The following is a 24,999-nucleotide window of genomic DNA, read 5'->3' as shown; positions in this document are numbered from 1 at the left end:
CTTGCTGTTCAAGGGGGCGCGCCGATCAATACATCTCGCGCTGCAGCCCCAGCGTGCCCAGCACCTTGCTCGAGATCTCCTCGATCGAGGTATGGGTGGTGCTCAGGGTCGGGATCCGCTCCATCCGGAACATGGTCTCGGCGGCGGCGACCTCGCGGCGGCAGGTCTCCAGGTTGGCGTAGCGCGAGTTCGGGCGACGCTCCTGGCGGATCTGCTGCAGGCGGTCCGGATCGATGGTCAGCCCAAACAGCTTTTTCCGGTACGGGCGCAGGCGTGGCGGCAGGCGATCCTGCTCCAGGTCCTCGTCGGTCAGCGGGTAATTGGCCGCGCGAACCCCGTAATGCAGGGCCAGGTAGATGCAGGTCGGGGTCTTGCCGGCCCGGGAGACGGCCACCAGGATCACGTCGGCATCGTCGTAGTTGATGGCGATGCCGTCGTCATGGGTCAGCGCGAAATTCATCGCGTTGATGCGGCGGTGGTAGGTCTCGAAGTCCACCATGCCGTGCGCCTGGCCGACCCGGGAATGCCGGTTGACGGCCAGTTCCCGCTCCAGCGGCTCGATGAAGGGCGCGAACACATCCAGCATCAATCCGCCGCTTTCGGCCAGGATGATGCTCAGCCCGCTGTCCACGCAGGAACTGACCACGATGGGCCGGACCTGGTACCGCTCGCCCGCTGCACGGATCCTTTCACAGGCTTCGCGCGCTTTTTCCGGATCATCGATGAACGACATCCGGTCGGTGATGAAGCTGAACCCGGAGAACTGGGTCAGGAGGCTATGCCCAATGGTTTCAGCGGTGATACCGGTTCCATCGGACACGTAGAACACCGGTCGGATCGTCGACATACGGCTTTTACCCCCTCCGAAGCTTAAAAAGGCTGTCGATACAAGCTTGTGCCGACAGCGGTCTGCCCGGCATCATATCGGCTTCTTCCTACGGACGTGGCCATCCAGCCCGCCTCGGGCGATGGCCAAACGGAGCATCGCGCTTGAACGAGAACATCCTGTGGTTGCACGAACTGCGCCTGGCCGACCTGGCCCGCGTAGGCGGCAAGAATTCGTCGCTTGGCGAAATGATCGGCAACCTGGCCGGTCTGGGGGTGTCTGTCCCCGGCGGTTATGCAACCACCTCTGAAGCCTTCAAGGACTTCATCGCCCATAACGATCTGTCCAAGCGCATCTTCGACAAGCTGGCCACGCTGGACGTGGAAGATGTCGGTGCCCTGACCCTGGCCGGCAAGGAAATCCGCGGCTGGGTGATCGATGCCCCGCTCCACCCGGAACTGGACCAGGACATCCGCAGCGCCTACGCCAAGCTGTGCAGTGAAAACGGCGGCGGCGATGTCGCCGTCGCGGTGCGCTCCTCGGCCACCGCCGAAGATCTGCCCGATGCGTCCTTCGCCGGCCAGCAGGAGACCTTCCTCAACGTGACCGGCGCCGACGATGTCGTGCACAAGGTCAAGGAAGTGTTCGCCTCGCTGTACAACGACCGCGCGATCGCCTACCGCGTCCACCACGGCTTCAAGCACGAGGATGTGTTCCTGTCCGCCGGCGTGCAGCTGATGGTGCGCTCGGGCGTGGGTTCCTCCGGCGTGCTGTTCACCCTGGACACCGAGTCCGGCTTCCGCGACGTGGTGTTCGTCACCTCTTCGTTCGGCCTCGGCGAAATGGTCGTGCAGGGCGCGGTCAACCCCGACGAGTTCTACGTCTACAAGCCCACCCTGAGCGCCGGCAAGCCGGCGATCCTGCGCCGCTCGCTCGGCAGCAAGGCGATCCGCATGGTGTATTCGGACGTCCCCGGTGAGCGCGTGCGCATCGAAGACACCCCGGCCGAACTGCGCAGCACGTTCTCCATCAGCGACGAGGACGTGCAGGAACTGTCCAAGCAGGCGCTGGTCATCGAAAAGCATTACGGCCGCCCGATGGATATCGAGTGGGCCAAGGACGGTGTCAGCGGCAAGCTGTTCATCGTGCAGGCGCGCCCGGAGACGGTGAAGTCGCGTGGCCATGCCACCCAGATCGAACGCTTCGCGCTGAACCAGAAGGACGGCAAGGTGCTGGCCGAAGGCCGCGCCGTGGGTGCCAAGATCGGTGCCGGTACCGCCCGCGTGGTGCGCACCCTGGACGACATGGCGCGCGTGCAGCCGGGCGACGTGCTGATCGCCGACATGACCGATCCCGATTGGGAGCCGGTGATGAAGCGCGCCTCGGCCATCGTGACCAACCGTGGTGGCCGTACCTGCCACGCGGCGATCATCGCCCGTGAGCTGGGCGTGCCGGCCGTGGTCGGCTCGGGCAACGCCACCCAGGTGATCCAGGACGGCCAGGAAGTGACCGTCAGCTGCGCCGAGGGCGACACCGGCTTCATCTATGAGGGCAAGCTCGAGTTCGAGCGCACCACCACGGACCTGGGCAACATGCCGCCGGCGCCGCTGAAGATCATGATGAACGTGGCCAACCCGGAACGCGCCTTCGACTTCGGCCAGCTGCCGAACGCCGGCATCGGCCTGGCGCGTCTGGAAATGATCATCGCCAGCCACATCGGCATCCACCCCAACGCCCTGCTGGAGTACGACCGTCAGGACGCGGCGACCAAGAAGAAGATCGACGAGAAGATCGCCGGTTACGCGGATCCGGTCAGCTTCTACGTCGGCCGCCTGGCCGAAGGCATCGCCACCCTGACCGCTTCGGTGGCCCCGAACCCGGTGATCGTGCGCCTGTCGGACTTCAAGTCCAACGAGTACGCCAACCTGATCGGCGGCAGCAACTACGAGCCGCACGAAGAGAACCCGATGATCGGCTTCCGCGGCGCCAGCCGTTACGTCGATCCGAGCTTCTCGGCCGCCTTCGCACTGGAGTGCAAGGCCGTGCTGCGCGTGCGCAACGAGATGGGCCTGGACAACCTGTGGGTCATGATCCCGTTCGTGCGCACCCTGGAAGAAGGCCGCAAGGTCGTCGAGGTGCTGGAACAGAACGGCCTCAAGCAGGGCGAGAACGGCCTGAAGATCATCATGATGTGCGAAGTGCCGTCCAACGCACTGCTCGCCGATGAGTTCCTGGAAATCTTCGACGGCTTCTCGATCGGTTCCAACGACCTCACCCAGCTCACCCTGGGCCTGGATCGCGACTCCTCGATCGTGGCGCACCTGTTCGACGAGCGGAACCCGGCGGTGAAGAAGCTGCTGTCGATGGCGATCAAGTCGGCACGTGCCAAGGGCAAGTACGTCGGCATCTGCGGCCAGGGCCCGTCCGATCATCCGGACCTGGCCGAATGGCTGATGCAGGAAGGCATCGAGTCGGTGTCGCTGAACCCGGACACCGTGGTCGACACCTGGCTGCGCCTGGCCAAGCTCAAGGCCAAGGGCTGATCCTCCCGGCCTTGAGATGACGAACAAAACCCCGCGCAAGCGGGGTTTTGTTTTGTGCGACATCGGTAGAGCCGACCATTGGTCGGCTGCTCCGTTGGTCGGCTGCTCCGTTGGTCGGCTGCTCCGTTGGCCGGCTGCTCCATCGGCCGGCTGCTCCGTCGGCCGGCTACACCATCGGTCGGCTGCTCCGTCGGCCGGCTACACCATCGGTCGGCTGTACCCGCCCATCCCCCACACTCCAACGGCACATCGCCTGATGGGCGCCCCGCGCACCGATGGGCATCCTGACGGCATGCCCAGCCCACGCCTTCATCACGGCCGCCACTCCCGCATCGACACCGTGTACGCGCTGACGACCATCACGCATGCGCGTGTACCCCATTTCCACCAGCCCGACCTGGCCAGGCATGTCATGCAGGTGCTGCATGCCATGGAAGACGAGCATCGGGTCTGCAACCTTGCGTGGGTGGTCATGCCAGACCACGTGCATTGGCTGATGCAGCTCCGGCAGGGCTCCCTGGGCGCATGCCTGCAGCGCTTCAAATCGCGCAGCAGCCTGCTCATCAATCGCCAATCCGCCCGCAACGGCCCTGTCTGGCAAGCCGGTTATTACGACCACGCACTACGCAAGGACGAAGACCTGCGACGCCAAGCCACCTACATCCTCGCCAACCCGGTCCGTGCCGGCCTGGCGGAGGTGATCGGTGCGTATCCCTTCTCGTGGTGCAGATGGCCCACCGAAGACCATCCGCCCGGGTAGAGCCGATTGTTAGTCGCCTGCCGCGCATCGCGTGGCGGATCACGTGTGCATGGCGCCGGATGGGTGGGCAGCTGACCAACGGTCAGCTCTACCGACCATGGATCGTGGGCCTAAGCGCCGGTAGAGCCGACCGTTGGTCGGCTGCCGCGCATCGCGCGGCAGATCACGTTTGCGCGGCGTCGGATGGGAGAGCAGCCGACCAACGGTCGGCTCTACGGGGTGTGCGTTCAGGCCTCGGCGGTTTCCGCCACCGGGTAGTCGGTGAACCCTTCCGCGCCGCCGCCGAAGAACGTGGCCTTGTCCGGGGGATTCAGCGGCAGGCCCTGCTGCAGACGCTCCGGCAGATCCGGGTTGGCGATGAACGGCCGGCCGAAGGCGATCAGGTCGGCCCACCCCTTGGCCAGCGCCTCTTCGGCGCGTTCCACGGTGTACTTGCCGGCGTAGATCAGCGTGCCGCGATAGATCATGCGCAGTGCCTCCTTGAAGGCTACCGGCATGACCGGGGCGTCTTCCCAGTCGGCTTCGGCGATGTGCAGGTAGCCCACGCCGATCTCGTCCAGCAGATGCGCCGCGGCCAGGTAGGTCGCCTGCGGGGTGTCGTCCACCGCGCCCTGCAGCGTGGTCAGCGGCGCCAGGCGCACACCGACGCACTCGGCCCCGATCTCCGCGGCCACCGCCGCGGTCACCTCGCGCAGGAAGCGCAGGCGGTTCTGCAGCGAGCCGCCATAGCCGTCGGTACGCTGGTTGGCCTGGGAGTCGATGAACTGGTTGATCAGATAGCCGTTGGCACCATGCAGTTCGATGCCATCGAAGCCGGCGGCGATCGCATTGCGCGCGGCCGTCGCGTAATCGCGCACGATGCCGGCGATCTCTTCGGTGGTCAGGGCCCGCGGCATCGAGTGCTGGACCATCTCGCCGACGCCGCTCTGCGGGCCCCGGCCGTCCGGATCGACAAACACCTTGACCCCTTCGGCCAACAGCGCCGACGAGGACACCGGCGCGGCGCCGCCCGGTTGCAGGGCCACGTGCGAGACGCGGCCAACGTGCCAGAGCTGGGCGACGATGCGACCGCCAGCGGCATGTACCGCCTCCGTCACGCCGCGCCAGCCGGCAACCTGAGCCTCATCGTGGATGCCCGGGGTCCAGGCATAGCCCTGCCCCTGCTGGCTGATCTGGGTACCCTCGCTGACGATCAGGCCGGCCGAGGCACGCTGGGCGTAATAAGTGGCCATCAGCGGCGTGGCGACGTTGCCCTCACCGGCCCGCGAACGGGTCATCGGCGGCATCACGATACGGTTGGGCAGCGTCAGCGCGCCGCGGGTATAGGGAGAGAACAGCATGGCAATCCTTGATCGGGGGAGCCGCCGAAGCGGTGATGCCGACAAGGATGGGGACAGGGCCGCCGGCCCAACAGGCCTGCGGCGGCAAAACAGTTGTGCCGCCGATGCAACGATCGCTCAGTTGCGCTCGGCGGCCAGCAGGGAATAGGCAGCCCGCACGGTCTCGTAACCGTAGCTGCGCTCCAGCCGGCGCACGATGAAGTGCCCGCGCGCCACGTCCTGGTAGTAGTCGGTGAACATGGTATTGAGCGTGGCGCCGGCCACCGCCCCGACGATCGGGACCGCCTGCGCGGCAAACTTCTCGGTGACCACCACGCCGAAGCGCGCCGCCACTTTCTCCACGATCTTGGCCAGCCATTTGCCGGCTTCTTTCGGGGTCAGGCCGATCATCACCGGGCTGCCGCCGACCGCGCGCCCGGCCAGCTCGGCCGACAAGTGGCGCATCACCTCGGCAGTGAAGCCACGCGTGATGTAGTAGCCCGTCTCGCTGGCGTCATCCTTGCCGGAGTTGCCACCCAGCGCGAACACCTCCAGGCAGGCATGCCGCGTGCTCATCTCGCGCAGGTCGAAGCCCTCGCTGCGGGCGACATCGGCCACCGAGCGCATCATGATCGTGGTGGACACGGGCAGTTCGATGAACAGCGTGGTGAAGCCGAACGCACCGCCTACCGCGCCCGATGTTGCCGCCGCCAGTTTGTGCCAACGCGTGGAGGCGGCCTTGCCAGGCGTGTTGTCCATGCTCCACAACGCGGCCTGGGCGGATTTGAACAGCGCCGCCTCGACCGCGCCGTGGATGCGGCGCGAAACCGAATCAGGCAACCACTTGACCGCGAACTCCAGTGGCGAGCCGATCAGGTTGGCCATCTTGGCCGTCAGCGTGGGCGATTCCAGCAGCTCCACCGCACGTTGCAGATCACGCCAATCCTGCGAGGTCGGCAGGATCGAGGACGGCAGCGGCGGCGGTTGCGGCGAGGTGATGGCATTCATGGCCGCGATCATAGCGCCGCCGATGTTCATCGCTCGTCGCCTCGCCTGCCGTCAGCTGAACGATCCGGCACAGGCCGGCGTGCCGTGCCGATCCTGCTCGCTGGATCAGGCAGGCAGGCCCGACAGCGCCCCCATGAACTGGCGGTAATGGCGCAGCTCTTCGATGGAATCGTGGACGTCGCTCAGCGCGGTATGGCTGGCGGTCTTGCCGACGCCCGCCGCGACGCTCGGGGCCCAGCGCTTGGCCAGTTCCTTGATCGTGGACACGTCCAGATTGCGGTAGTGGAAGTACTTCTCCAGGCGCGGCATTTCACGGTGCAGGAAGCGACGGTCCTGGCAGATCGAGTTGCCGCACATCGGCGAGGCACCGGCCTTGATCCACTGCTGCAGGAACGCGATGGTCTGCGCTTCGGCCTGGCCCAGGGTCACCGTGCTGTCGACCACGCGCTGCCACAGGCCCGAGCGGCGGTGCTGGTTGCGGTTCCATTCGTCCATCGCCTCCAGCCGCTCCACCGGATGATGGATGGCGAACTCCGGACCTTCGGCCAGCACCTTCAACTGCGCATCGGTCACCACCGTGGCGATCTCGATGATCGCATCGTTATCGGTGTCCAGACCGGTCATTTCCAGATCGATCCAGATCAGTCGCTCGCCTTCTGCGCCGTTGTCGGCCATGTGTTCGCCTTGTGCTGGGCCGCCGCTTGCGCCGCGACCGGGATGGAGGAGGCGCCCATGATACCGCCAACGCGTCACGGCCCTGTCGCTGCAGCGGCGTTATTCCAGCAGCAGCGGCGGCTTGCCGCGCTTGGCGCGGAAGTAGTTGGTCAACCGGGTGCTGGCATCCTTGGCCAGCACCCCCCCGTGGATTTCCACGCGATGGTTGTGGCGCGGGTCGCCGATCAGGTCGAACACGCTGCCGCAGGCGCCAGTCTTGGGATCGGTGGCCGCGTACACCAGCCGCGCCACGCGTGCGTGCACGATCGCCATCGCACACATCGCGCATGGCTCCAGCGTGACGTAGAGCGTGCTGCCGATCAGCCGGTGGTTGGTGATCGCCCTGCCCGCTTGCCGCATCGCGACGATCTCCGCATGTGCGCTGGGGTCGTGGTCGGCGATGTTGAGGTTCCAGCCTTCTCCGAGCACGCTGCCATCGGCACCGACCAGCACCGCGCCGACCGGGATCTCGTTGAACTCACGCTCGGCCCGCTCGGCCAGCCCCAGCGCGTGGCGCATCCAGTATTCGTCCTGGTCGTGCACCGGCACGCCCAGCGGCGGCGGCGGCGCGAGGCGCTCAACCATGGCCGTTGGCCTTGCGTACGAACGCGTCGAACGCGGCCAGGGTCGCCTCGCTCACGTGATGCTCGATCCCTTCGGCATCGCGGCGCGCCGAATCGGCATCCACGCCCAGCGCCAGCAGGAACTGCTCCACGGTCTGGTGGCGGGCGCGCATCTCCACCGCCAGCTGCTCGCCGGCCGGGGTCAGGAACACGCCGCGGTACGGGCGCTGGATCGCCCAGCCCTCCTTGACCAGGCGCTTGAGCGCCTTGGCCACCGTCGGCTGCGCAACCCCCAGCCGCGTCGCGATATCCACCTGCCGGGCCTCACGGCCATCGGCGATCAGGTCCGCGATCAGCTCCACGTAATCCTCGACCAGCTCGGACCGGCGCGCTTCACGCACCTGCACGAAGCCCTCGACATGCACCTGGGCGTCGATCAGGGGCGAGACGGCTTTACGGGTCGAGGACGGCATGGTGGCTCCAGCAATGGCCGCTGGCGAAGGGCTTCGGCGCCCGGACAGTTTACCTCACGGGGGTTTGCGACTGATCCGGGCGGCCCGGCGGGCGCCGCGCGCGCCGATCTTTCGATAGGCACCGACCAGAATGAAACCCATGTCTCATTCATAGGATCTTGTATTTGACAAATGATTTTTGTTGCCGGATACATACACCACCTACTCAGCCATGGACCCGGCCGAAGGCCAAGGAGCAGCATGGACGCATCCGCATTCCGGAAGTACGGCAGCCTCGCTCTCATCGTTGTCCTGGCCGTGCTGATGACCGCGCTGGCGGTGCAGAACCGGCAGCTCCGCCAGGAGCAGGCGCTGCTGGTGAGCAAGGTCGAACAGATCTCCAAGGCCGCCCACGGCCTTCCCGAGGGCGCCCAGCCCGAGGCCCTCACCACCATGGCACTCGACGGCCAGGCGGTTACCCTGGCCGGCCCGGCCAGCGGTCGCCAGGTCCTGTACTTCTTCTCCCCTGCCTGCAAGTTCTGCCTGGCCTCGGTGCCGCAGATCCAGGCGCTGGACGCGGCCGGTCGCAACAACGGCAACCGCGCCTTCGAGATGGTCGGCATCAGCCTGCCGCCCCACGAAACCGCTGCCGATTACGCGCGCCAGCATGGTTTCGCGTTTCCGGTGGTGAACGATACCGATGACCGGCTCCGGCAGCGCTACACCGCGACCATGGTGCCGATGGTGGTCGTCATCCAGGACGGCAAGGTGATCTACCGCCATGTCGGCCAGCTCAAGGAGCGCTCGGTGGATGCGATCACCGGCGCATTCGTGATCAACGCCGCCCGCAACCAGGCGCCCGCGCCGGCAGGCTGAAGCCATCCCACGTCGCTGCCAAGGCGACGTAACCAGGTCCCTCCGCGCCCGCTCGCCGGGGGCGGATCGACAGTTCCGTCCGTGTTCCCGTTGCATCCGCGTCACCACAACAGGAGAAGCACCATGAAGTCCAGGAAGTTCCTTTCGGTCTTTGGCGGTATCGCTGTTGTCTGCGCCCTGGCGTTCGCATCGAGCCAGGCAGTGGCGACCTCCAGCCAGCCCAAGCAGCTGGATGGCTGTCCCTACAAGCCCGGCTGCACCTATGGCGGGCACAGCGAGATCCGGTGCTGCCAGCCGGTGTAACGCGTGATTGCGTGGCAACACGCGCCCCGTCAGCCTCATCCACAGAAGGAAAGACAGACCATGAAGTCGAAAACGCGGTTGTTGTCAGCCCTCAGCGGCGTCACCCTGATCTGCGCGTTGGCCTTCGCATCCAGCCAGGCGCTGGCCACCTCCAGCCAGCCCAAGCCGCTGGCCGGCTGTGAAGACCAGCCGGGCTGCACCTACGGTGGGCACGGGCTGTATCTGTGCTGCGAGCCGCTGTAAGCACGTCCACCATCCCGGCCCTGCGCCGGGATGGTTCTTTCCGGCCTCAGCGCGGCCGGCGCTGCAGCGCGGTCTCGAAGATCACCGCGCCCTCGATGTTGTGGGCCACCAGTGTGCCGCCATGCGCACGGGCGAACTCGCTGGCGATGAACAGCCCCAGCCCCAGCCCGCGACTGTCGTGGAAACTGGCCTTGAACGGCTCGAACAACCGCGGCAGCAATGCCTCCGGAATCTGACCGGCATTGCGCACCTGCAGCCGCAGTGGCGCGCTGCGCTCGCCTTCCACCCGCACCACCACCGGCGCATCACCGCCATGCAGCACGGCGTTGCCGATCAGGTTGGACAGCAACTGCGCGAGGCGATCGGGATCGCCCTGCAGCTGGGCATCGCCCTGTACCTGCAGCTCGATGGTCGCCTGCGGGTGCGCACGGCTGATCTCGGCCACCACCGCCGAGGCCAGTTCAGCCAGGTCGCACTCGGTGCTGTGCAGGCGCAGGCCGCCGGTACGGATCCTGGAGAAATCCAGCAGCTGCTCGACCATCCGCACCATGCGCTGTGCGCTGTTTTCCAGATGGACCAGGGTCCGCTGGACCTGGCTGTCATCGGGCAGATCCAGCGACAGCTTGTCGGCACACAGCAGGATCGCCGCCAACGGCGTACGCAGGTCGTGCGTCAATACCGCCATCATCGTTTCATTGAGCTTGAGCGCGTGCTCCAGCGCCTCGTTGCGCGCCTTGAGCAGCTGCTTCTGCTGGTAAAGCTCGATGAACACATTGACCTTGCTCATGATCACCTGCGGCTCGATCGGCTTGTGCAGGAAATCCACGGCGCCGGATTCGTAGCCCTTGAAGGCCCGCACCGGATCATTCGGCGAAGCGGTCAGGAAGATGATCGGTACATCGCGGCTGCGTTGCGAGCCGCGCATCAACTCGGCCAGCGAGAAGCCGTCGATCTCGGGCATGTGCACATCCAGCAGGGCCAGCGCGACTTCATGTTCCAGCAGCAGCTCGAGTGCTTCAGCACCGGACAGCGCACACAGGATCTCCAGACCCGGGCGACGCAACAGCGCTTCCATCGCGACCAGGTTCTGCGGGATGTCATCGACAATCAGCAGCTTCACGCAATCGGTGGTGGCAGTCGACCCGGCGGGCTCGATCAGGTTCATCGGGTAAGGCCTTTCATACGCGTGCAGATGGAGGTGAGCGGGAGCACCGCGTCGGCGCCGGCGTGTGCCAGGGCCGATGCGGGCATCATCGAGGAATAGGCCTCCTCAGGGCATTGGATCCAGGCTTCGCCACCGGCCTGGCGGACCGCGGCGACACCGTCGCTGCCGTCACTGCTGGCGCCGGTCAGCAGGATCGCCAACACGCCGCCGCCGAACACATCGGCGGCGCTTTCAAACAGGGGATCGATCGCCGGGCGCGAGAACAGCACCGGTGGATCGACCGACAGTGCCAGCGTGTCACGGTCCTCCACCAGCAGGTGGTAATCCGGCGGCGCGAACGTCACCGTACCGGCCTGCAGCGGTTGTTTGTCCTCGGCCTCGCGCACCGGCAGCGGGCAACCGGCATCGAGCAGGTCGGCAATGCGGCTGGGGCGGTCGCGCGGCAGGTGCAGCACCACCAGCACCGGCAGCGCCAGCGTGGCCGGCAGCGCCGACAGGAGTGCCTGCAGCGCACTGACGCCACCGGCCGAAGCGCCGATGACCACCAGGTCGAACCGGCTGCGCTGGGAGGCCGTGCTCATCAAGCCAGCTTCCGGTACAGGCGCTGGTCGCGCGCGCAGGCTTCGAACAGATCCGCGTGCGCGCCGAACTGCAGCGACTCCTTGCTGCCCAGGCCCAGGAAGCCGCGATGGACCAGGGCCTCATGGAACAGGCCGATGGCGCGGTCCTGCAGCGGCCGCTGGAAATAGATCAGCACGTTGCGGCAGGACACCAGGTGGACTTCGGAGAACACCGTATCGGTGGCCAGGCTGTGGTCGGCGAACACGATGTTGCGCTTGAGGCGGCGATCGAACACCACGCTGCCGTAGCCGCTGCTGTAGTAATCCGAGAGCGAGCCGGTGCCACCGGCCGCCAGGTAATTGCGGCTGAACTGCGCCAGCCGGTCCAGCGCGAAGGCACCGGATTCGGCCGCCTGCAACGCTTCGGGATTGATGTCGGTGGCGTAGATGATCGCCCGGTCCAGCAGGCCTTCCTCGTGCAGCAGGATCGCCAGCGACCACACTTCTTCGCCGGTGCTGCACCCGGCGATCCACAGTTTGATCGAGGGATAGGTGCGCAGCACCGGCGCGGCATGCTCGCGCAGCACCCGGAAGTACGGCGGGTCACGGAACATCTCCGAGACCTGCACGGTGAAGTACTGCATCGCCTGGGCGAAGGTGTCCGGCTCGTGCAGCAGGCGGTGCTGCAGCGCGCCCATGGTCGGGCAGTCGAACCGGGCCATGGCATGGCGCATGCGCCGCCGCAGCGATGCCAGCGCATAGTCACGGAAGTCGTAGTGGTAGCGCTGGTACACCGCCTCCAGCAACACCTTCAGCTCCAGATCGAACAGCTCCGCTTCATTCATCGGCGCGAGCACCACACGCGGCACAGCGACACCAGCTTGTCCACGTCGATCGGCTTGGCGATGTAATCGTTGGCACCGGCCTGCAGGCAGTGCTCGCGGTCATCAGGCATCGCCTTGGCGGTCAACGCGATGATCGGCAGGTCGCGCCAGCGGTTGTCGGCGCGGATCTCGCGCATGGCGGTCAGCCCGTCCATCTCCGGCATCATGATGTCCATCAGCACCAGGTCGATTTCCGGGCGCAGCTTCTCCAGCGCCTCGCGGCCGTTGCGGGCGATGTCCAGGGTGACGCCGAGCGGCTCCAGCACGCTGGACAGCGCGAAGATGTTGCGCACATCGTCCTCGGCCAGCAGCACGGTACGGCCATCGAGCACCGCATCGCGGCGACGCGCTTCGCGCAGCAGGCGCTGCTGGTCGGTCGGCAGCGAGGCCTCCACGCTGTGCAGGAACAGGGTCACCTCATCGAGCAGGCGCTCGGGCGAGCGCGCGCCCTTGATGATGATGCTCTTGGAATAGCGGCGCAGGCGCTGTTCTTCATCGCGGGTCAGTGCGCGGCCGGTGTAGACGATCACCGGCGGGAACGCGACCGCATCATTGCCGGCCATGCGCTCGAGCAGGTCGTACCCGGTGCCGTCCGGCAGCGCGAGGTCGGTGACCATGCAATCGAAGGTGGACCCGGCCAGTTCGGCCATCGCCTCGGTGATGGTGCCCACCGCGGTGATTTCCAGCTGGTCGCGGCCAAGCAGCAGCTGCAGGTTCGAACGCAGCTCGCTGTCGTCCTCCACGATCAGCAGGCGGCGCATGTCGCGCTGGCTGGTGGCTTCCAGCTGCTGGATCGCCCCGACCAGGCGCTCGCGCGTGGCCGGCTTGATCACATACCCGATCGCGCCCAGCTCCATCGCCACCTGCGAGCGCTCCAGCCCGGAGACCACGTGGACCGGGATATGGCGCGTGGTCGGGTCGCGCTTGAGGCGCTCGAGCACGCTCAGGCCGGAGACGTCGGGCAGGCCGATATCCAGCAGGATGCCGTTCGGGCGCAGCTCGGCGGCCAGGCTCAACGCCTCTTCGGCGGTACCGGCCACTACGCAGTCGAAGTCCAGTTCGTGCGCCATAGAGACCAGGGCGCTGGCAAATGCAGTGTCATCCTCGACCACCAGGATCATCCGGCCGGCGCGGCTGCGGCGGCCGCGGTCATCGACCACCTTGTCCTGGGCCGGCGCCGGCGCGGGGGTGGGTTCGCCATGCGCCCGCCCCAGCGGTGCGGAAGCCGGCCGGGACGGCGCTGCTACGGCAGCCGGGCGGACGTCATGCACCACGTGCTGGGCGTTGCCGGTGCCGCCACCGGCCAACAGCGGCAGTTCAAGCGTGAAGCAGCTGCCGCGGCCCGGCTCGCTGGAGACGGTGATGCTGCCGCCCATGCGTGCAGCCAGGTCGCGCGAGATCGACAGCCCCAGCCCGGTGCCACCGTAACGGCGGCGGGTGCTGCCGTCGGCCTGGCGGAACGCCTCGAAGATGACCGCGGTCTGCTCTTCGGGAATGCCGATGCCGGTATCGGAGACGGCGAACTGGATCCGCCCTGCCCCCGCACTGCGCACCTTCAGCGAGACGCTGCCGTGCTCGGTGAACTTGACCGCATTGGCCAGCAGGTTCTTCAGGATCTGCTGCAGGCGCTGGCTGTCGGCCAGCAGCTGGGTCGGCGCCTCCGGGGCAGCGCTGATCTCCAGGGCCAGGCCCTTCTGCAAGGCCATCGGCTCGAAGGTTTCCTTCAGGCGCTGCAGCACGCTGGACACGGCCAGGTTCTCTTCAACCAGCTCCACATGGCCGGCCTCGATCCGCGACAGGTCGAGGATGTCGTTGATCAACGCCAGCAGATCGTTGTTGGACGAGTGGATCGCCTGGGCGTACTTGACCTGCTCGGCGGTCAGCGTGCCGTCCTTGTTGTCGGCCAGCAGCTTGGCCAGGATCAGTGCGCTGTTGAGCGGCGTGCGCAGCTCGTGGGACATGTTGGCCAGGAACTCGGATTTGTAGCGTGAACTGGCTTCCAGCTCGTTGCTGTTCTGGACCAGTTGCGCCTGGGCCAGCAGCAGCGCCTGCTGGCGCGACTCCAGCTCGTGGGTGCGCTCTTCGAGCTGCACGTTGGTCTGCTCCAGCTCGGCCTGCTGCTGCTCCAGGTTGGCCTGGGAATGCAGCAGGCTGCGGCTCTGCTCTTCCAGCTCTTCGTTGGCCACCCGCAGCTCTTCCTGCTGGGTCTGCAGCTCCTCGCTCTGGCGCTGGGTCTCTTCCAGCAGCTCCACCAGCTGCGCATTGAGCAGCGACGCCCGCAGGGCGATGCCGATCGGCTCGGCGCACTGCAGCAGCAGCGCCATTTCCAGGCTGCGCGCGGGCGAGACACCGGCACGGCCCAGCTCGATCACGCCGATCACCACGCCATCGGCCGTGATCGGCCCCAGCAGGCGTTGGTGAACGGTGGTGCGGCCCAGTGGCGTATCGATATCCAGCGGGCTGTCACTGTCCTCCAGGCGACGCGCGCGGCCTTCGCGGATGATCTCGCCCCATTGCCCGGCATGTGCCGGCAGGGTCTCGGGCAGCTGCGACGGCAGCGCGGAGCCGCCGACCAGCACCAACCGCTCGCCCTGCAGGCGGTACATCGCGCCGACATCGGCATTGAGCTGCGCGCACAGGGCGCGCATGGCCTGGTCACCCAGCTCGCGCGGGGTGGGATCGCCCTGCAGGCTGGTGCCGACCACGTTCTCGCCGGCCTGCAGCCACAGCGCATCGGCCGCTTCACGGCGCGCACCGATGGCCTTCATCACGGTCAGCGCCATCATCAGGAACGCGACGCCACCGATGCTGCGATTGACGAAGGAAAACGCCGAATTGCTGCTCGCCGGCGCCACGTTGTAGCCCACCGCAAGAAGGATGCACGAGCCGATCGCCACCAGCAGCGGCACTTCCATGCGACGCTGGAACAGCGTGATCCCGACCGCCATGAAGTAGGTCAGCCAGACCGCATAGCCCAGCGGCACCACCATCTCCGTGCCCAGCGTGGCGGCCATCAAGGCGGCCGACGCAAGCCAGATCCAACGGTCACGGGAGGTAGGCGCAGAATTCATGCCGTGTTCCAGCTCAAAAGGGGCCTGATGGTACCCGAAGCGGTAAACGGGTGTTAAGCGCCAGAAGTCAGCGTGATTGCGGCACGCTCTTGACATTTTCTTCACATCACGGCCCCTACGGTTCGGTCCCTTATCGGGGAGTCGATAACCGTCGTGGTCCAGGCCGTATCCAGCGTTGCACCGCTTGCCGACGAAAGCCGGCAGCTCAAGCTGTTGATCGACAACGTGAGCGATCACGCGATCTATCTGCTCGATACGCAGGGCAACATCTGCAGCTGGAACCGTGGCTGCGAGCGGGTCAAGGGCTATACCGCCGAGGCCGTGATCGGCAAGCATGTCGGCCTGTTCTATACCCCCGAGGATCAACAGCTGGGCGTGCCCCAGCAGGCGCTGGCGTATGCGCGTGACCATGGCCGCTTCGTCGGCGAGGGCTGGCGGGTGCGCTGCACTGGCGAGCGGTTCCGTGCCGGCGAAGTGATCGAGCCGGTCCGCGAAGACGGCTGCCTGCTCGGGTTCGTCAAGGTCACTCAGGATGTCACCGAGCGCTACCAGGCCCAGCGCCTGCTGCAGGATGCGCAGCGCGCGCATGTCCAGCAACGGCAGCTGGACAACGTGGGCCGGCTGACCCGCGGCCTGGCCCATGAATTCAACAACCTGCTGACCACCATCGGCAACGCACTGGACCTGATCGCCCTGCGCCCCGGCGCCGACGACCGCACCCAGGAGCTGGTGGACCTGGCCCAGGCCGCCGCCGACCGGGGCTCGCTGCTGACCCGCCAGCTGCTGGCGTTCTCGGCCGATCAGACCCTGGTGCGCGAGCCGGTGGTCGTGCAGGAGTTCCTGCGCGATGCCCTGCCCGTCCTGCGCCGCGCCTGCCCGGCCGGCATCGAGGTGCAGCTGGAATTGACGGCGGACCTGCCACCGATCGTCACCGATGGCGTACAGTTGCACAGCGCCGTGTTGAATCTGGTGCTCAATAGTGCCGAAGCGATGCCCCAGGGCGGCACGGTCACGATCACGGCCGAGGTCGAACAGCGACTGGCACCGGATCTGTCCCAGCCCATGCGCCGCCACTATGTCGCCATCGCGGTGACCGATGAGGGCGATGGTATGCCCCCGGACATCGCCGAGCGCGCCAGCGAGCCGTTTTTCACCACCAAGGAAGTCGGCAAGGGCAGCGGTCTGGGCCTGAGCCAGGTGTTTGGCTTCGTCTCGCAGTGCGACGGCTTCGTCGACGTACAAACCGCCCCCGGAAGGGGCACCACCGTCCGCCTGTTGTTACCTGTCATTGAGGAAGTCGAGCATGTCTGAGCCCCTACGCGTATTGATGGTCGAAGACCAGCAGGACCTGCGTGAACTGATCGGCCAGGCTTTGCAGGACTTCGGTATCGAAATCCACACGGCCGACGACGGTCCGACCGCCCTGCGCCTGATGCAGGACCCGGGCGGGTTCGATGTGGTGTTCAGCGATATCAGCATGCCCAACGGCATGAGCGGCGTGGAGCTCAGCGAGCACGTGGCCGACGTGCTGCCCAATGCGCGCATGATCCTGGCCTCTGGCTATGCGCGTTCGCAGCTGCCGCCACTGCCGGACCATGTCGAATTCCTGCCCAAGCCCTATCGCCTGCGCCAGCTGGTCACGTTGCTGCAGTCGCCGGACGCACCGCTCTGAGCGAAGGTTCCGCGCAGCCTGCGTGAACGCTTCATCCGCCTCGCCCCTGCTTCACATCGGTTCTGCATTGCCATCGTGATAGTAGCGATGAAGTCGGAACAGGGCGCGGTACATGCTGGACAGACGCAACGATGTTGACCGGATCGCGTTGATCGAAGCACTCAACGTGATGGACCCTGCGCTGGGCACGGCGCTGGACCCGATCACCGAACTGGCGGCCTTCACCTTCGGCGTGCCGATCGCGCTGGTGTCGATCTTCGATGCCGACCACCAGCACCTCATCTCGCGCGTGGGGCTGGCGCTGACCCGCAACGAACGGCATGCCTCGATCTGCGCGCACGCGCTGGGTTCCAGCCAGGTGCTGCAGATAGAGGATCTTCGCCAGGACCCGCGCTTTGCCGGCAATGCGCTGGTCGCTGGCCCCGAGCAGCTGCGCTTCCATGCCGGTACGCCGCTGATCACCAAGGGCGGCGTCGCGCTGGGTACCCTGTGCATCATGGGGCGTGAGCCGCGGCGGCTCTCTGCCGAAGAGCAGGTGCAGTTGCAGACGCTCTCGCGCGTGGTGGTCGCGCAGATGGAACTGAAGATGTCGCTGGGCCGCCGTGATCAGGTCAGCGGCCTGCCCAACCGGCAGCAGTTCCAGGCCGACCTCACCGCCTTGTCCCGCCGCGGTGAAGGCCGGAGGTTCACGGCGGTGCTGCTGGATGTGTTCGACCTGCAGAGCGCCAATGACGCCGGCCAGGCCCTGGGCATGAAACCCGTGGAAACCCTGCTGCGCCAGGCGGCGCTGCGCGTGCAGGACGTGCTGCGCGATGTCACGCAGGTCTACCACGTGGGAGTGACCCGTTTCGCCTTCCTGCTGGCGGACCACTCGCATCACCAGACCGAGGGCCTGCTCGACCGCCTGCGCGTGCGCATGCGCCGGCCGCTGATGGCCGGCAGCATCCCGATGTCACCGCAGTTCCATGCCGGCGTCTGCGACTTCCGCGCGGTGCGGGAGGAGACCGCGGATCTGGTCCGCAAATGCCTGGTCGCCATGCATCATGCCCTGCAGACCGATGCCTGCCTGTGCTGGTATTCGCAGGAACGCGACGATGCCCTGCGCCGCCGTTACCGGTTGGCCTCCGATGCCGGGCGCGGCCTGGCCCAGCACCAGTTCAGCCTGGTTTACCAGCCGCGCTTCGATCTGATCGATGGGCAGCCGGTGTCGGCCGAAGCCCTGCTGCGCTGGACCCATCCGATGCTGGGCCCGATCAGCCCAGGCGAATTCATCCCGGTGCTGGAGCGCACTGCGCTGATGCCCGCGCTCAGCCGCTGGGTCATCGATCACGCGCTGGCCCAGGCCGCGCACTGGCAGAAGACCGTGCCCGGCTTCAGCCTGTCCATCAATCTCTCCCCGCGCGACTTCGATGACCAGTGCGTGTGGAGCGTGCTGTCCGAGCGGCTGCATGCCTACGGCCTCGCCCCGGGCCTGATCGAAATTGAAATCACGGAAGGCCAGTGGCTCAACCACCATCCGGCGGCGCTGCCGCAGTTGCGTGAGATGGCGGCGGCCGGCGTGCGCATCGCGATCGACGACTTCGGCAGCGGCTACAGCAACTTCGGCTATCTCAGCGAGGTGCCGATCAGCCATATCAAGATCGACCAGACGCTGGTGACCGGGCTGGCGCGCTCACGCACCGCCCGGCTGAAGGTGGAAGCCATCATCAAGCTGGCCCGGCAGCTGGGCTACCGCACCGTGGCCGAAGGCGTGGAAAACGACGCCGAGCTTTCGCTGCTGCGGCTGTGGGGCTGCGATGAAGCGCAGGGCTACCAGCTGGCCCGGCCGATGCACCCCGACGCGGTGCTGCACCTGGTCAACGCCTGCCGCGCCGGCCCGTTGCCGGATGCCGGCTGACCCGACCGAACATCACCGCCAACCGGTGCGCGGGGCGATAATGGGCCGCCCGTCTTTGCTACCGCCGCCATGTCCGATCTTTCCCCGCTGCCCACCCTGCCGCTCGGCCACTACCGCCATTTCAAGGGCGGCAACTACGAGGTGATCGGGGTTGTACGCCACAGTGAAACGCTGGCGCCGATGGTGCTGTACCGGCCGCTGGATTCGGATGTCGGCCTGTGGGTGCGTCCGTACGAGATGTTCGTCGCACGGGTGGAGGTGGAGGGGCAATGGCGGGCGCGCTTTGCGCCGGTGGAGGCGGGCGACTGAGACGCCCCACGCCCTCCCTGACGGGCCTTCAGCCCGCCACAGCCCGCGCCCCGTCCACCAGCGCACGCAACTGCGTGGTCACCGCGCGGAACTGCTCCGGCAGCGCGGCCGCGTCGAGCGCGTCGAGCGCGTCCACCTGACGCGAGAGCACCGACAGCGCCTCGGCCATGCTGACCACCGGCTGCCCTTCCCCGGCCGGCGCATCCTGCACATCCAGCTGCGCGCCGATCAGCCCCGCCAGCACCTCGAAGCCTTTCACCGTCGCGGCGTCGAGTCTGGAAGGATTGGGATCCAACGCGCACAGCGTGCCGTGGAAGCCACCATCGCGGCGGAACATGGGGACCGAGATGTAGCTCTCGAACCCATACAGCGCGGGCGTGGGATGGCTGGAGAACACCGGATGGGTGCTGGCCTGGTCGAACTGGACCAGATGGCGATGCTCGCGTATCTCATCGCAGATGGTGGTCTCCAGCACCAGGTCATCGCCCGGGCGCAGACCGAAATCCAGACGATCATGCACGGCGCAGGCGGTCCACCGATCGGCGGTGACACGGGCCACCGCAACGAACCGCATGCCGGTCATCGCACTCGCCAACTCCAGCATGCCCGGCACGGCCGGCATCGCAAGCAGTGCGGCCACATCGTCCAGGCGCGGATCCGTGGCATGGGCCAAGGACGCCGCAGGCGCGCTGCCCGGACCATCGTCATCCAGCGGGTTCTCCATCGCGGCGAGGCGGCGGTCCAGCGCTTTCGCGTTGACCTCGTTGAACAGGCCACGCACCGAGGCCGACAACGCCCTGGCATCGGTGATCGCACCCACGAAATGGAGGCCCTGCCCGACCAGGCGGATCTGCTCGACGCCGTGATCCAGCCGCAATGATGGCCACGCCAGGCGGTGCAGGATGCGCAGCCAGTCAGCGCGCGGGGTGTCATCCAGCAACGCGGTGACAATCACCCGCTGCGAACGGGTCCCCGCCTGTGGGCCGGGCAGATCGAAACCGATAAGGGCAGGAAAGCCTGGACTGGAAGACATCGCAACCTCTCTGGCGGCATCGCGCAGCCATCGACGGGTGGCCTTGAAGCGAAATTGTCGCATGAATGGGCGAGACTGGCCGTGATCGACTAGTGATATGTCGTCTCCGCCCACCGGCCAATGCCGCTGGGCGCCCAATGCGGCCCGGGTGCAAAAGGCTACGGCTATCATTGAGGTGATCTAGCACCTCTCAACGACAGGGAAGTAAGACATGGGTCCTGCGGGTTCAGGGTTTTCGCTGCTGGTCGCGCTCATCGGCGCGCTGCTCGGGTTGTTGTGGCTGTTCGTTCCGTTTGCCATCTTCGGCATCAAGGGGCTGCTGCAACAGATCGTGGCCGAACAACGACGCACCAATGAGATCCTCAGCCGCGTGCACGGCGAGCGCCTTCCGCCGGCGGCGCCCGAGCCGCAGCCGTTCAGGGCGCGGCCGTATCCGTGAAAAGGCGGCGATAGCCAAGCGCGGCGGGCCTGTCCGCACGCTGCGGTACGCTGCTCACGGGGCAGCGCGCACCAGGCAGATCCAGCGTTCCATGGGCCCGGCTGATTAATGCTGCGTCGCAGCAGTACAATGCCGCGCTTCCCCGTTCGACGCGGCCGCCTGCATGAGCTCTTCCTCCGTCCCTCTGGCCGCCCGGCTCTCGCCGCGCGAGCGCACCCTGATCCTGCTGGCCTTGTCGCTGGGCGGCTTTGCCATCGGCACCAGTGAGTTCGCCAGCATGGGCCTGATGCTGGAGATCAGCCGCGGGCTGTCGATCAGCGAAACCCAGGTCGGCCACCTGATCAGCGCCTATGCCATCGGCGTGGTGGTCGGCGCCCCGGTCCTGGCCTTTGCCGGCGCCGGCTTCGCGCGCCGCAACCTGCTGCTGGCGCTGATGGGCTTCTACGCCATCGGCAATCTGGCCAGCGCGCTGGCGCCCAACTACGGCACGATGCTGCTGGCCCGCTTCGTCGCCGGGCTGCCGCATGGCGCCTACTTCGGCGTGGCGATGCTGGTGGCGGCGGCGATCAGCCCGCCAGCGCAGCGTGGCGCGGCGGTGTCCAAAGTGCTGCTCGGCCTCTCCGTGGCGATCCTGGTCGGCAATCCGCTCACCACCTGGCTCGGCCAGCAGGTCAGCTGGCGCACCGCGTTCGCCTTGGTGAGCGTGCTGGCGATCGCCACCGTGGCGATGATCGCGCGCTTCCTGCTGCCCGATCCGGATGAGGTGCGTACCTCGCCGATGCGCGAACTGCGTGCCTTCAATCGTCCCCAGGTGTGGCTGGCACTGGCGATCGGTTCGGTCGGCTTCGCCGGCATGTTCTGCGTGTTCACCTATCTCGCCCCGACGCTGGTGCAGGTCACCGGCCTGGCCGAATCGTGGATGCCGCTGGCCGTGGGCATCTTCGGCATCGGCGCGATCATCGGCAACGTCGCCGGTGGCTGGCTGGTGGACCGCTTCCAGTTCCGCGCCGCCGCCGTCGTGCTGGTCTGGTCGATCCTGGTGCTGCTGGCCTTCCCGCTGGCCGCGCAATCGGTGTGGAGCGTGTTCCCGATGATCATTGCGGTCGGCACCATGGGCGCCTTGGCGGCCGTGCTGCAGACCCGCCTGATGGACGTGGCCGGCGAAGCGCAGACGCTCGCCGCCGCCTCCAACCATGCCGCGTTCAATACCGCCAACGCACTGGGCCCGTGGTTCGGTGGCATGGCGATCGGCGCCGGCTTCAGCCCTGCGGTGACCGGTTACGTTGGCGCTGCCACCGCGCTGGGCGGGTTGCTGCTGTGGTGCGTGGCGATGCTGGTGGACCGCCGCGCGCGCAGCGTGCCGGTGCTGCAGCAGTAACGGTACGCCGCGAACGACCGCTCGATCCGATTCCCCGCCCAGGCGGGGATTTTTTTTATTTCCCCTATCATGGGCATCCGATCAAACCGCGCCACCCATGCTGTTCCGGCCACGGCCGCAACGAGGGCCGCACCTGGAACACCGATGACGTACGAATGGGCCCCGAGCGACTGGGGTCAACGCCTCACGCGATCGCCGCACTGGCGCCTGCGCCTGGAAGACGACCAGCTGCTACTGACCATTGACGGTCATCGGTATCACGCGCCGCTGGATGCACTGCAGGTGTACCCGCGCCTGCCCTGGGCACGACTGAGCCTCCATCGTGAAGGGCACCCACCATTGATCCTCGGCGGCCTGCCCGCCGCGTCCGCGCGCTTGCTGGTGTCGGCACTGGAGGAGCGAAGCGGCAAGCAGCGCCAGCGCGACCATGTCGCCTTGTTCCAGCAGTCCCTCACCGCCATCCAGCACTGGCTCGCCCAGGTGCAGGCGGCTACCGATCTGGCCGACGAGGAATCGCTGTGGCTGACCTGCGAGCAGCAGCAGGCACTGCTGCAGGCACGCCCCACCCTGCCCCTGGATGAGGACGCGCTGTGGACGGTGTTCGATGATGCCGACCTGCGCAGCCAGCTCGATGGCGACCCGGCCGCGATCGAAGAAGCGCTGATGCTGTGGCTGGCCGACTGGCCAACGATGTGGGCGCGCCGCAATGAGGTCCATCAGGCGCGCGAACGGGTCGCCAGCCGTGCGTTGCTGGACCGCGTCGAAAGCCGGCCACTCACCGATGAGCAGGCCCGCGCGGTGATCTGCTTCGACAACCGCGTCCAGGTGGTGGCCGCAGCAGGTTCGGGCAAAACCTCCACAATGGTCGCCAAGGCGGCGTACGCCATCGAACGCGGGCTGGTCGCGCCCGAGCGCATCGTCATGCTCGCCTTCAACAAGGAAGCCGCCACCGAGCTGCAGGCGCGTGCGGACCGCGCGTTCCAGCGCCTCGGCCTGGATCAGGTGCGGGTGGAAGCGCGCACCTTCCATGCGCTGGGCCGGCACATCATCGCCCAGGCCACCGGCCGGATGCCGCAGGTGCCGGACTGGGCGGTCGATGCCACCCAGGGTTTCCATCGGTTGGCCGAGATCATCGACCAGCTCAAGGACCGCTCGCTCGCCTTCCGTACCCAGTGGGACATGTTCCGGCTGGTGTTCGGCCGTGACCTGCCGGTCACCGGCGGGTCGCTGGACGCCGAGGAGTGGGACAAGGATGGGCAGGGGTATGTGCGTACCCTGCAGGGCGAGCGCGTGCGCAGCATCGAAGCGTGCGTGATCGCCGACTGGCTGTTCTACAACGGCGTGGCGTACACCTATGCACGCCGCGATGCATTCGATGCCGGGACCGATGCGTACCGCCAGTACCGCCCGGATTTCTATTACCCCGGCATTGCGCTGTATCACGACCACCTCGCCCCGGCGGGACACGACCGCGCGCCCGCGCCTCGCGCTGGCGAGCCGGGCGCCCGCGATGGCATCGAGCGGATCGAGACCACCCCGCTGCAGTTGCGCACCGGCGAACTGTTCGTGCGGTTGGGCGAGGCCTTGTCGCAGCGCGGTATCGAACTGGACCCGAATCCCGACCGCGACCTGCCCGAGGGCGGCGCGACGCCGATGCCGGACAGCGACCTGATCGGCCTGGTCCGCACCTTCATCAGCCACGCCAAGAGCAACGCGCTGGACGTGGAGGACATGGTCGAGCGCCTGCGCCGCCTGCCCGACGATCACTTCAAGCACCGCTACCGCCTCTTCCTCGCGCTGATCGTCCCGATCCTGGAAGGCTGGGACGATGCGCTGGTGGCCGAGGGCGGGATCGATTTCGAAGACATGCTCAACCAGGCCGCCGAGCACCTCGAACAGGGGCGCTACGTCGCTCCCTTCGACCTGGTGATGGCCGATGAATTCCAGGATGCCTCGCGCGCCCGTGCGCGGCTGTGCCGGGCACTGGTGCAGGCACCGGGAAAACACCTGTTCGCGGTCGGTGACGACTGGCAGTCGATCAATCGCTTTGCCGGCGCGGACGTGTCGGTGATGACCGGCTTCGTGGACTGGTTCGGTCAGGGCCAGGTGCTCAAGCTGCAGCAGACGTTCCGCTGCCCGCAGGCGCTGTGCGATGTGTCCAGTGCCTTCGTATCCCGTAACCCTGCGCAGATCCCGAAGGACGTCCAGTCGGTCACCCCGGCGTACGGCGCGGCGCTGCAGGCCTACCAGGTCGCCTCGCGCGACCGGCTGGCCGGAGCGGTCGAGCAGTATCTGGAGCGATTGCACCAGCAGCTGTTGTCCGGCCAGGCGCCGCCCGGCCGCGATGGCAAGGTCACGGTGTTCGTACTCGGCCGCTACAACGCAGACCGCGCGATGCTGCCGGCCACGTGGCGGGCACGGCATGGCCAACACATGGAGGTCAGCTTCCTCACCGCGCACCGCTCCAAAGGCATGGAGGCGGACTATGTGATCCTGCCCGGCATGCTGGACCGGCGCTTTCCCAACACCCGCGCCGATGATCCCGTGCTCGCGCTGGCGATGCCGGACAGCGATGCGTATCCACTGGGCGAAGAACGCCGCCTGTTCTACGTGGCACTGACGCGCGCGCGCCGCTCGGTGGCGATGTTCACCGTGCAGGGTCGGCGCTCGCCCTTCCTGACCGAGCTGGTCAATGACGGTGCGGTGCGCGTCACCTCGATGGCGGGTGAGACCATCCACGAGCAGGCCTGCCCGGCCTGCAGGGTGGGCGTGATCGTGCCGCGCACCGGGCCGTATGGCGCGTTCCAGTCGTGCTCGGGGTATCCGCGATGCGAGTACAAGCCGCCGAGGCACGCGCAGTGACGGGCTTCCAGGAATAGAAAACAACGATTGCAGACTCGGCAATCACCTACGAGAAAATCGTAGTTTGTGTATGGCGACAGGGCGCGATCCAGCTTCTTATTCATTTGCACGGCAGCCGCCGG

Annotated in this window: 23 protein-coding genes; 12 read left to right on the top strand and 11 right to left on the bottom strand. The window is 66.9% G+C overall.

The genetic code is table 11. The features are described 5' to 3' along the window. Nucleotides 1-25 precede the first annotated feature (25 nt). Nucleotides 26-847: a pyruvate, water dikinase regulatory protein gene (locus POS15_RS05440; protein ID WP_019184148.1), complete on the bottom strand. Its 822-nt coding sequence runs from the start codon at nucleotides 845-847 to the stop codon at nucleotides 26-28. A 143-nt stretch (nucleotides 848-990) separates the two neighbouring features. Here POS15_RS05440 and ppsA point away from each other — a divergent pair, with 143 nt between their 5' ends. Both ppsA and POS15_RS20415 read left to right on the top strand, forming a co-directional pair. Beyond that, nucleotides 991-3,369: a phosphoenolpyruvate synthase gene (ppsA, locus tag POS15_RS05435; protein WP_046273401.1), complete on the top strand. Its 2,379-nt coding sequence runs from the start codon at nucleotides 991-993 to the stop codon at nucleotides 3,367-3,369. Between the two features lie 16 nt (nucleotides 3,370-3,385). Continuing rightward, the gene (locus POS15_RS20415; RefSeq protein WP_345782483.1) at nucleotides 3,386-4,129 is read left to right on the top strand and encodes a transposase; all 744 of its coding nucleotides are present in this window, start codon (nucleotides 3,386-3,388) and stop codon (nucleotides 4,127-4,129) included. Nucleotides 4,130-4,356: 227 nt separating this feature from the next. Here the strand turns inward: POS15_RS20415 and POS15_RS05425 are convergent, their stop codons facing one another. The 5 genes from POS15_RS05425 to mntR all read right to left on the bottom strand — a co-directional run bounded on the left by POS15_RS05425 (nucleotide 4,357) and on the right by mntR (nucleotide 8,206). Further along, a complete protein-coding gene (locus POS15_RS05425) occupies nucleotides 4,357-5,469 on the bottom strand; it encodes an alkene reductase (protein WP_019184151.1) in 1,113 nt (370 codons plus the stop codon). 117 nt (nucleotides 5,470-5,586) lie between these two features. Further along, nucleotides 5,587-6,456, bottom strand: a complete 870-nt coding sequence (locus POS15_RS05420; RefSeq protein WP_037553437.1) for an EcsC family protein — start codon at nucleotides 6,454-6,456, stop codon at nucleotides 5,587-5,589. Between the two features lie 105 nt (nucleotides 6,457-6,561). Next, nucleotides 6,562-7,131 (bottom strand): oligoribonuclease, encoded by a 570-nt coding sequence (gene orn / locus POS15_RS05415; RefSeq protein ID WP_019184153.1) that lies wholly within the window; start codon nucleotides 7,129-7,131, stop codon nucleotides 6,562-6,564. A gap of 99 nt (nucleotides 7,132-7,230) precedes the next feature. Next, nucleotides 7,231-7,755, bottom strand: a complete 525-nt coding sequence (gene tadA / locus POS15_RS05410) for a tRNA adenosine(34) deaminase TadA (protein ID WP_070425351.1) — start codon at nucleotides 7,753-7,755, stop codon at nucleotides 7,231-7,233. Further along, nucleotides 7,748-8,206 carry a manganese-binding transcriptional regulator MntR gene (mntR, locus tag POS15_RS05405; RefSeq protein ID WP_019184155.1) on the bottom strand — a complete coding sequence of 153 codons (459 nt, stop codon included), beginning with the start codon at nucleotides 8,204-8,206 and terminating at the stop codon, nucleotides 7,748-7,750. The genes tadA and mntR overlap by 8 nt, the downstream gene beginning before the upstream one ends. A gap of 240 nt (nucleotides 8,207-8,446) precedes the next feature. Here mntR and POS15_RS05400 point away from each other — a divergent pair, with 240 nt between their 5' ends. From POS15_RS05400 to POS15_RS05390, 3 genes are all read left to right on the top strand, one after another. Beyond that, nucleotides 8,447-9,061 carry a TlpA disulfide reductase family protein gene (locus POS15_RS05400; protein ID WP_019184156.1) on the top strand — a complete coding sequence of 205 codons (615 nt, stop codon included), beginning with the start codon at nucleotides 8,447-8,449 and terminating at the stop codon, nucleotides 9,059-9,061. 123 nt (nucleotides 9,062-9,184) lie between these two features. After that, nucleotides 9,185-9,364, top strand: coding sequence for a hypothetical protein (locus POS15_RS05395; RefSeq protein ID WP_019184157.1), 180 nt, complete (start codon nucleotides 9,185-9,187; stop codon nucleotides 9,362-9,364). A gap of 60 nt (nucleotides 9,365-9,424) precedes the next feature. Continuing rightward, the gene (locus tag POS15_RS05390; RefSeq protein WP_019184158.1) at nucleotides 9,425-9,607 is read left to right on the top strand and encodes a hypothetical protein; all 183 of its coding nucleotides are present in this window, start codon (nucleotides 9,425-9,427) and stop codon (nucleotides 9,605-9,607) included. Nucleotides 9,608-9,653: 46 nt separating this feature from the next. On the opposite strand, the gene POS15_RS05385 is transcribed toward POS15_RS05390, so the two are convergent. From POS15_RS05385 to POS15_RS05370, 4 genes are read right to left on the bottom strand one after another with little or no spacing between them, the layout of a single operon-like run. Further along, nucleotides 9,654-10,772 (bottom strand): hybrid sensor histidine kinase/response regulator, encoded by a 1,119-nt coding sequence (locus POS15_RS05385; RefSeq protein WP_284129165.1) that lies wholly within the window; start codon nucleotides 10,770-10,772, stop codon nucleotides 9,654-9,656. After that, complete coding sequence (locus POS15_RS05380; RefSeq protein ID WP_019184160.1) at nucleotides 10,769-11,353, bottom strand: chemotaxis protein CheB; 585 nt, start codon at nucleotides 11,351-11,353, stop codon at nucleotides 10,769-10,771. Before POS15_RS05380 ends, POS15_RS05385 begins: the two co-directional genes overlap by 4 nt. Further along, a complete protein-coding gene (locus tag POS15_RS05375; protein ID WP_019184161.1) occupies nucleotides 11,353-12,201 on the bottom strand; it encodes a CheR family methyltransferase in 849 nt (282 codons plus the stop codon). The genes POS15_RS05380 and POS15_RS05375 overlap by 1 nt, the downstream gene beginning before the upstream one ends. Continuing rightward, nucleotides 12,174-15,287 (bottom strand): response regulator, encoded by a 3,114-nt coding sequence (locus tag POS15_RS05370; protein WP_284129164.1) that lies wholly within the window; start codon nucleotides 15,285-15,287, stop codon nucleotides 12,174-12,176. The genes POS15_RS05375 and POS15_RS05370 overlap by 28 nt, the downstream gene beginning before the upstream one ends. 153 nt (nucleotides 15,288-15,440) lie before the next feature. On the opposite strand from POS15_RS05370, the gene POS15_RS05365 reads away from it, so the two are divergent. The 4 genes from POS15_RS05365 (at nucleotide 15,441) to POS15_RS05350 (ending at nucleotide 19,165) form a co-directional block, all read left to right on the top strand. Then, nucleotides 15,441-16,598: an ATP-binding protein gene (locus tag POS15_RS05365; RefSeq protein WP_284129163.1), complete on the top strand. Its 1,158-nt coding sequence runs from the start codon at nucleotides 15,441-15,443 to the stop codon at nucleotides 16,596-16,598. Continuing rightward, on the top strand, nucleotides 16,591-16,959 hold the full coding sequence (locus POS15_RS05360; RefSeq protein ID WP_019184164.1) for a response regulator: 369 nt from the start codon (nucleotides 16,591-16,593) through the stop codon (nucleotides 16,957-16,959). Before POS15_RS05365 ends, POS15_RS05360 begins: the two co-directional genes overlap by 8 nt. A 112-nt stretch (nucleotides 16,960-17,071) precedes the next feature. Next, complete coding sequence (locus POS15_RS05355; protein WP_284129162.1) at nucleotides 17,072-18,856, top strand: EAL domain-containing protein; 1,785 nt, start codon at nucleotides 17,072-17,074, stop codon at nucleotides 18,854-18,856. Nucleotides 18,857-18,925: 69 nt separating this feature from the next. Next, nucleotides 18,926-19,165: a DUF1653 domain-containing protein gene (locus tag POS15_RS05350; protein ID WP_019184165.1), complete on the top strand. Its 240-nt coding sequence runs from the start codon at nucleotides 18,926-18,928 to the stop codon at nucleotides 19,163-19,165. A gap of 28 nt (nucleotides 19,166-19,193) precedes the next feature. On the opposite strand, the gene POS15_RS05345 is transcribed toward POS15_RS05350, so the two are convergent. Then, nucleotides 19,194-20,198 (bottom strand): GAF domain-containing protein, encoded by a 1,005-nt coding sequence (locus tag POS15_RS05345; protein WP_235318930.1) that lies wholly within the window; start codon nucleotides 20,196-20,198, stop codon nucleotides 19,194-19,196. 211 nt (nucleotides 20,199-20,409) lie between these two features. Here POS15_RS05345 and POS15_RS05340 point away from each other — a divergent pair, with 211 nt between their 5' ends. The 3 genes from POS15_RS05340 to POS15_RS05330 all read left to right on the top strand — a co-directional run bounded on the left by POS15_RS05340 (nucleotide 20,410) and on the right by POS15_RS05330 (nucleotide 24,877). Then, nucleotides 20,410-20,637 (top strand): hypothetical protein, encoded by a 228-nt coding sequence (locus POS15_RS05340; protein WP_046273396.1) that lies wholly within the window; start codon nucleotides 20,410-20,412, stop codon nucleotides 20,635-20,637. 163 nt (nucleotides 20,638-20,800) lie between these two features. Continuing rightward, nucleotides 20,801-22,015, top strand: coding sequence for an MFS transporter (locus POS15_RS05335; RefSeq protein WP_019184168.1), 1,215 nt, complete (start codon nucleotides 20,801-20,803; stop codon nucleotides 22,013-22,015). Between the two features lie 144 nt (nucleotides 22,016-22,159). Next, nucleotides 22,160-24,877, top strand: a complete 2,718-nt coding sequence (locus POS15_RS05330; protein WP_284129161.1) for a UvrD-helicase domain-containing protein — start codon at nucleotides 22,160-22,162, stop codon at nucleotides 24,875-24,877. The last annotated feature ends 122 nt before the right edge of the window (nucleotides 24,878-24,999 follow it).

This window comes from Stenotrophomonas sp. BIO128-Bstrain (assembly GCF_030128875.1).
Classification (GTDB): domain Bacteria; phylum Pseudomonadota; class Gammaproteobacteria; order Xanthomonadales; family Xanthomonadaceae; genus Stenotrophomonas; species Stenotrophomonas bentonitica_A.
The sequence above is the reverse complement of the archived record's forward strand: the minus strand, read 5'-3'. Positions and strand labels throughout refer to the sequence as shown.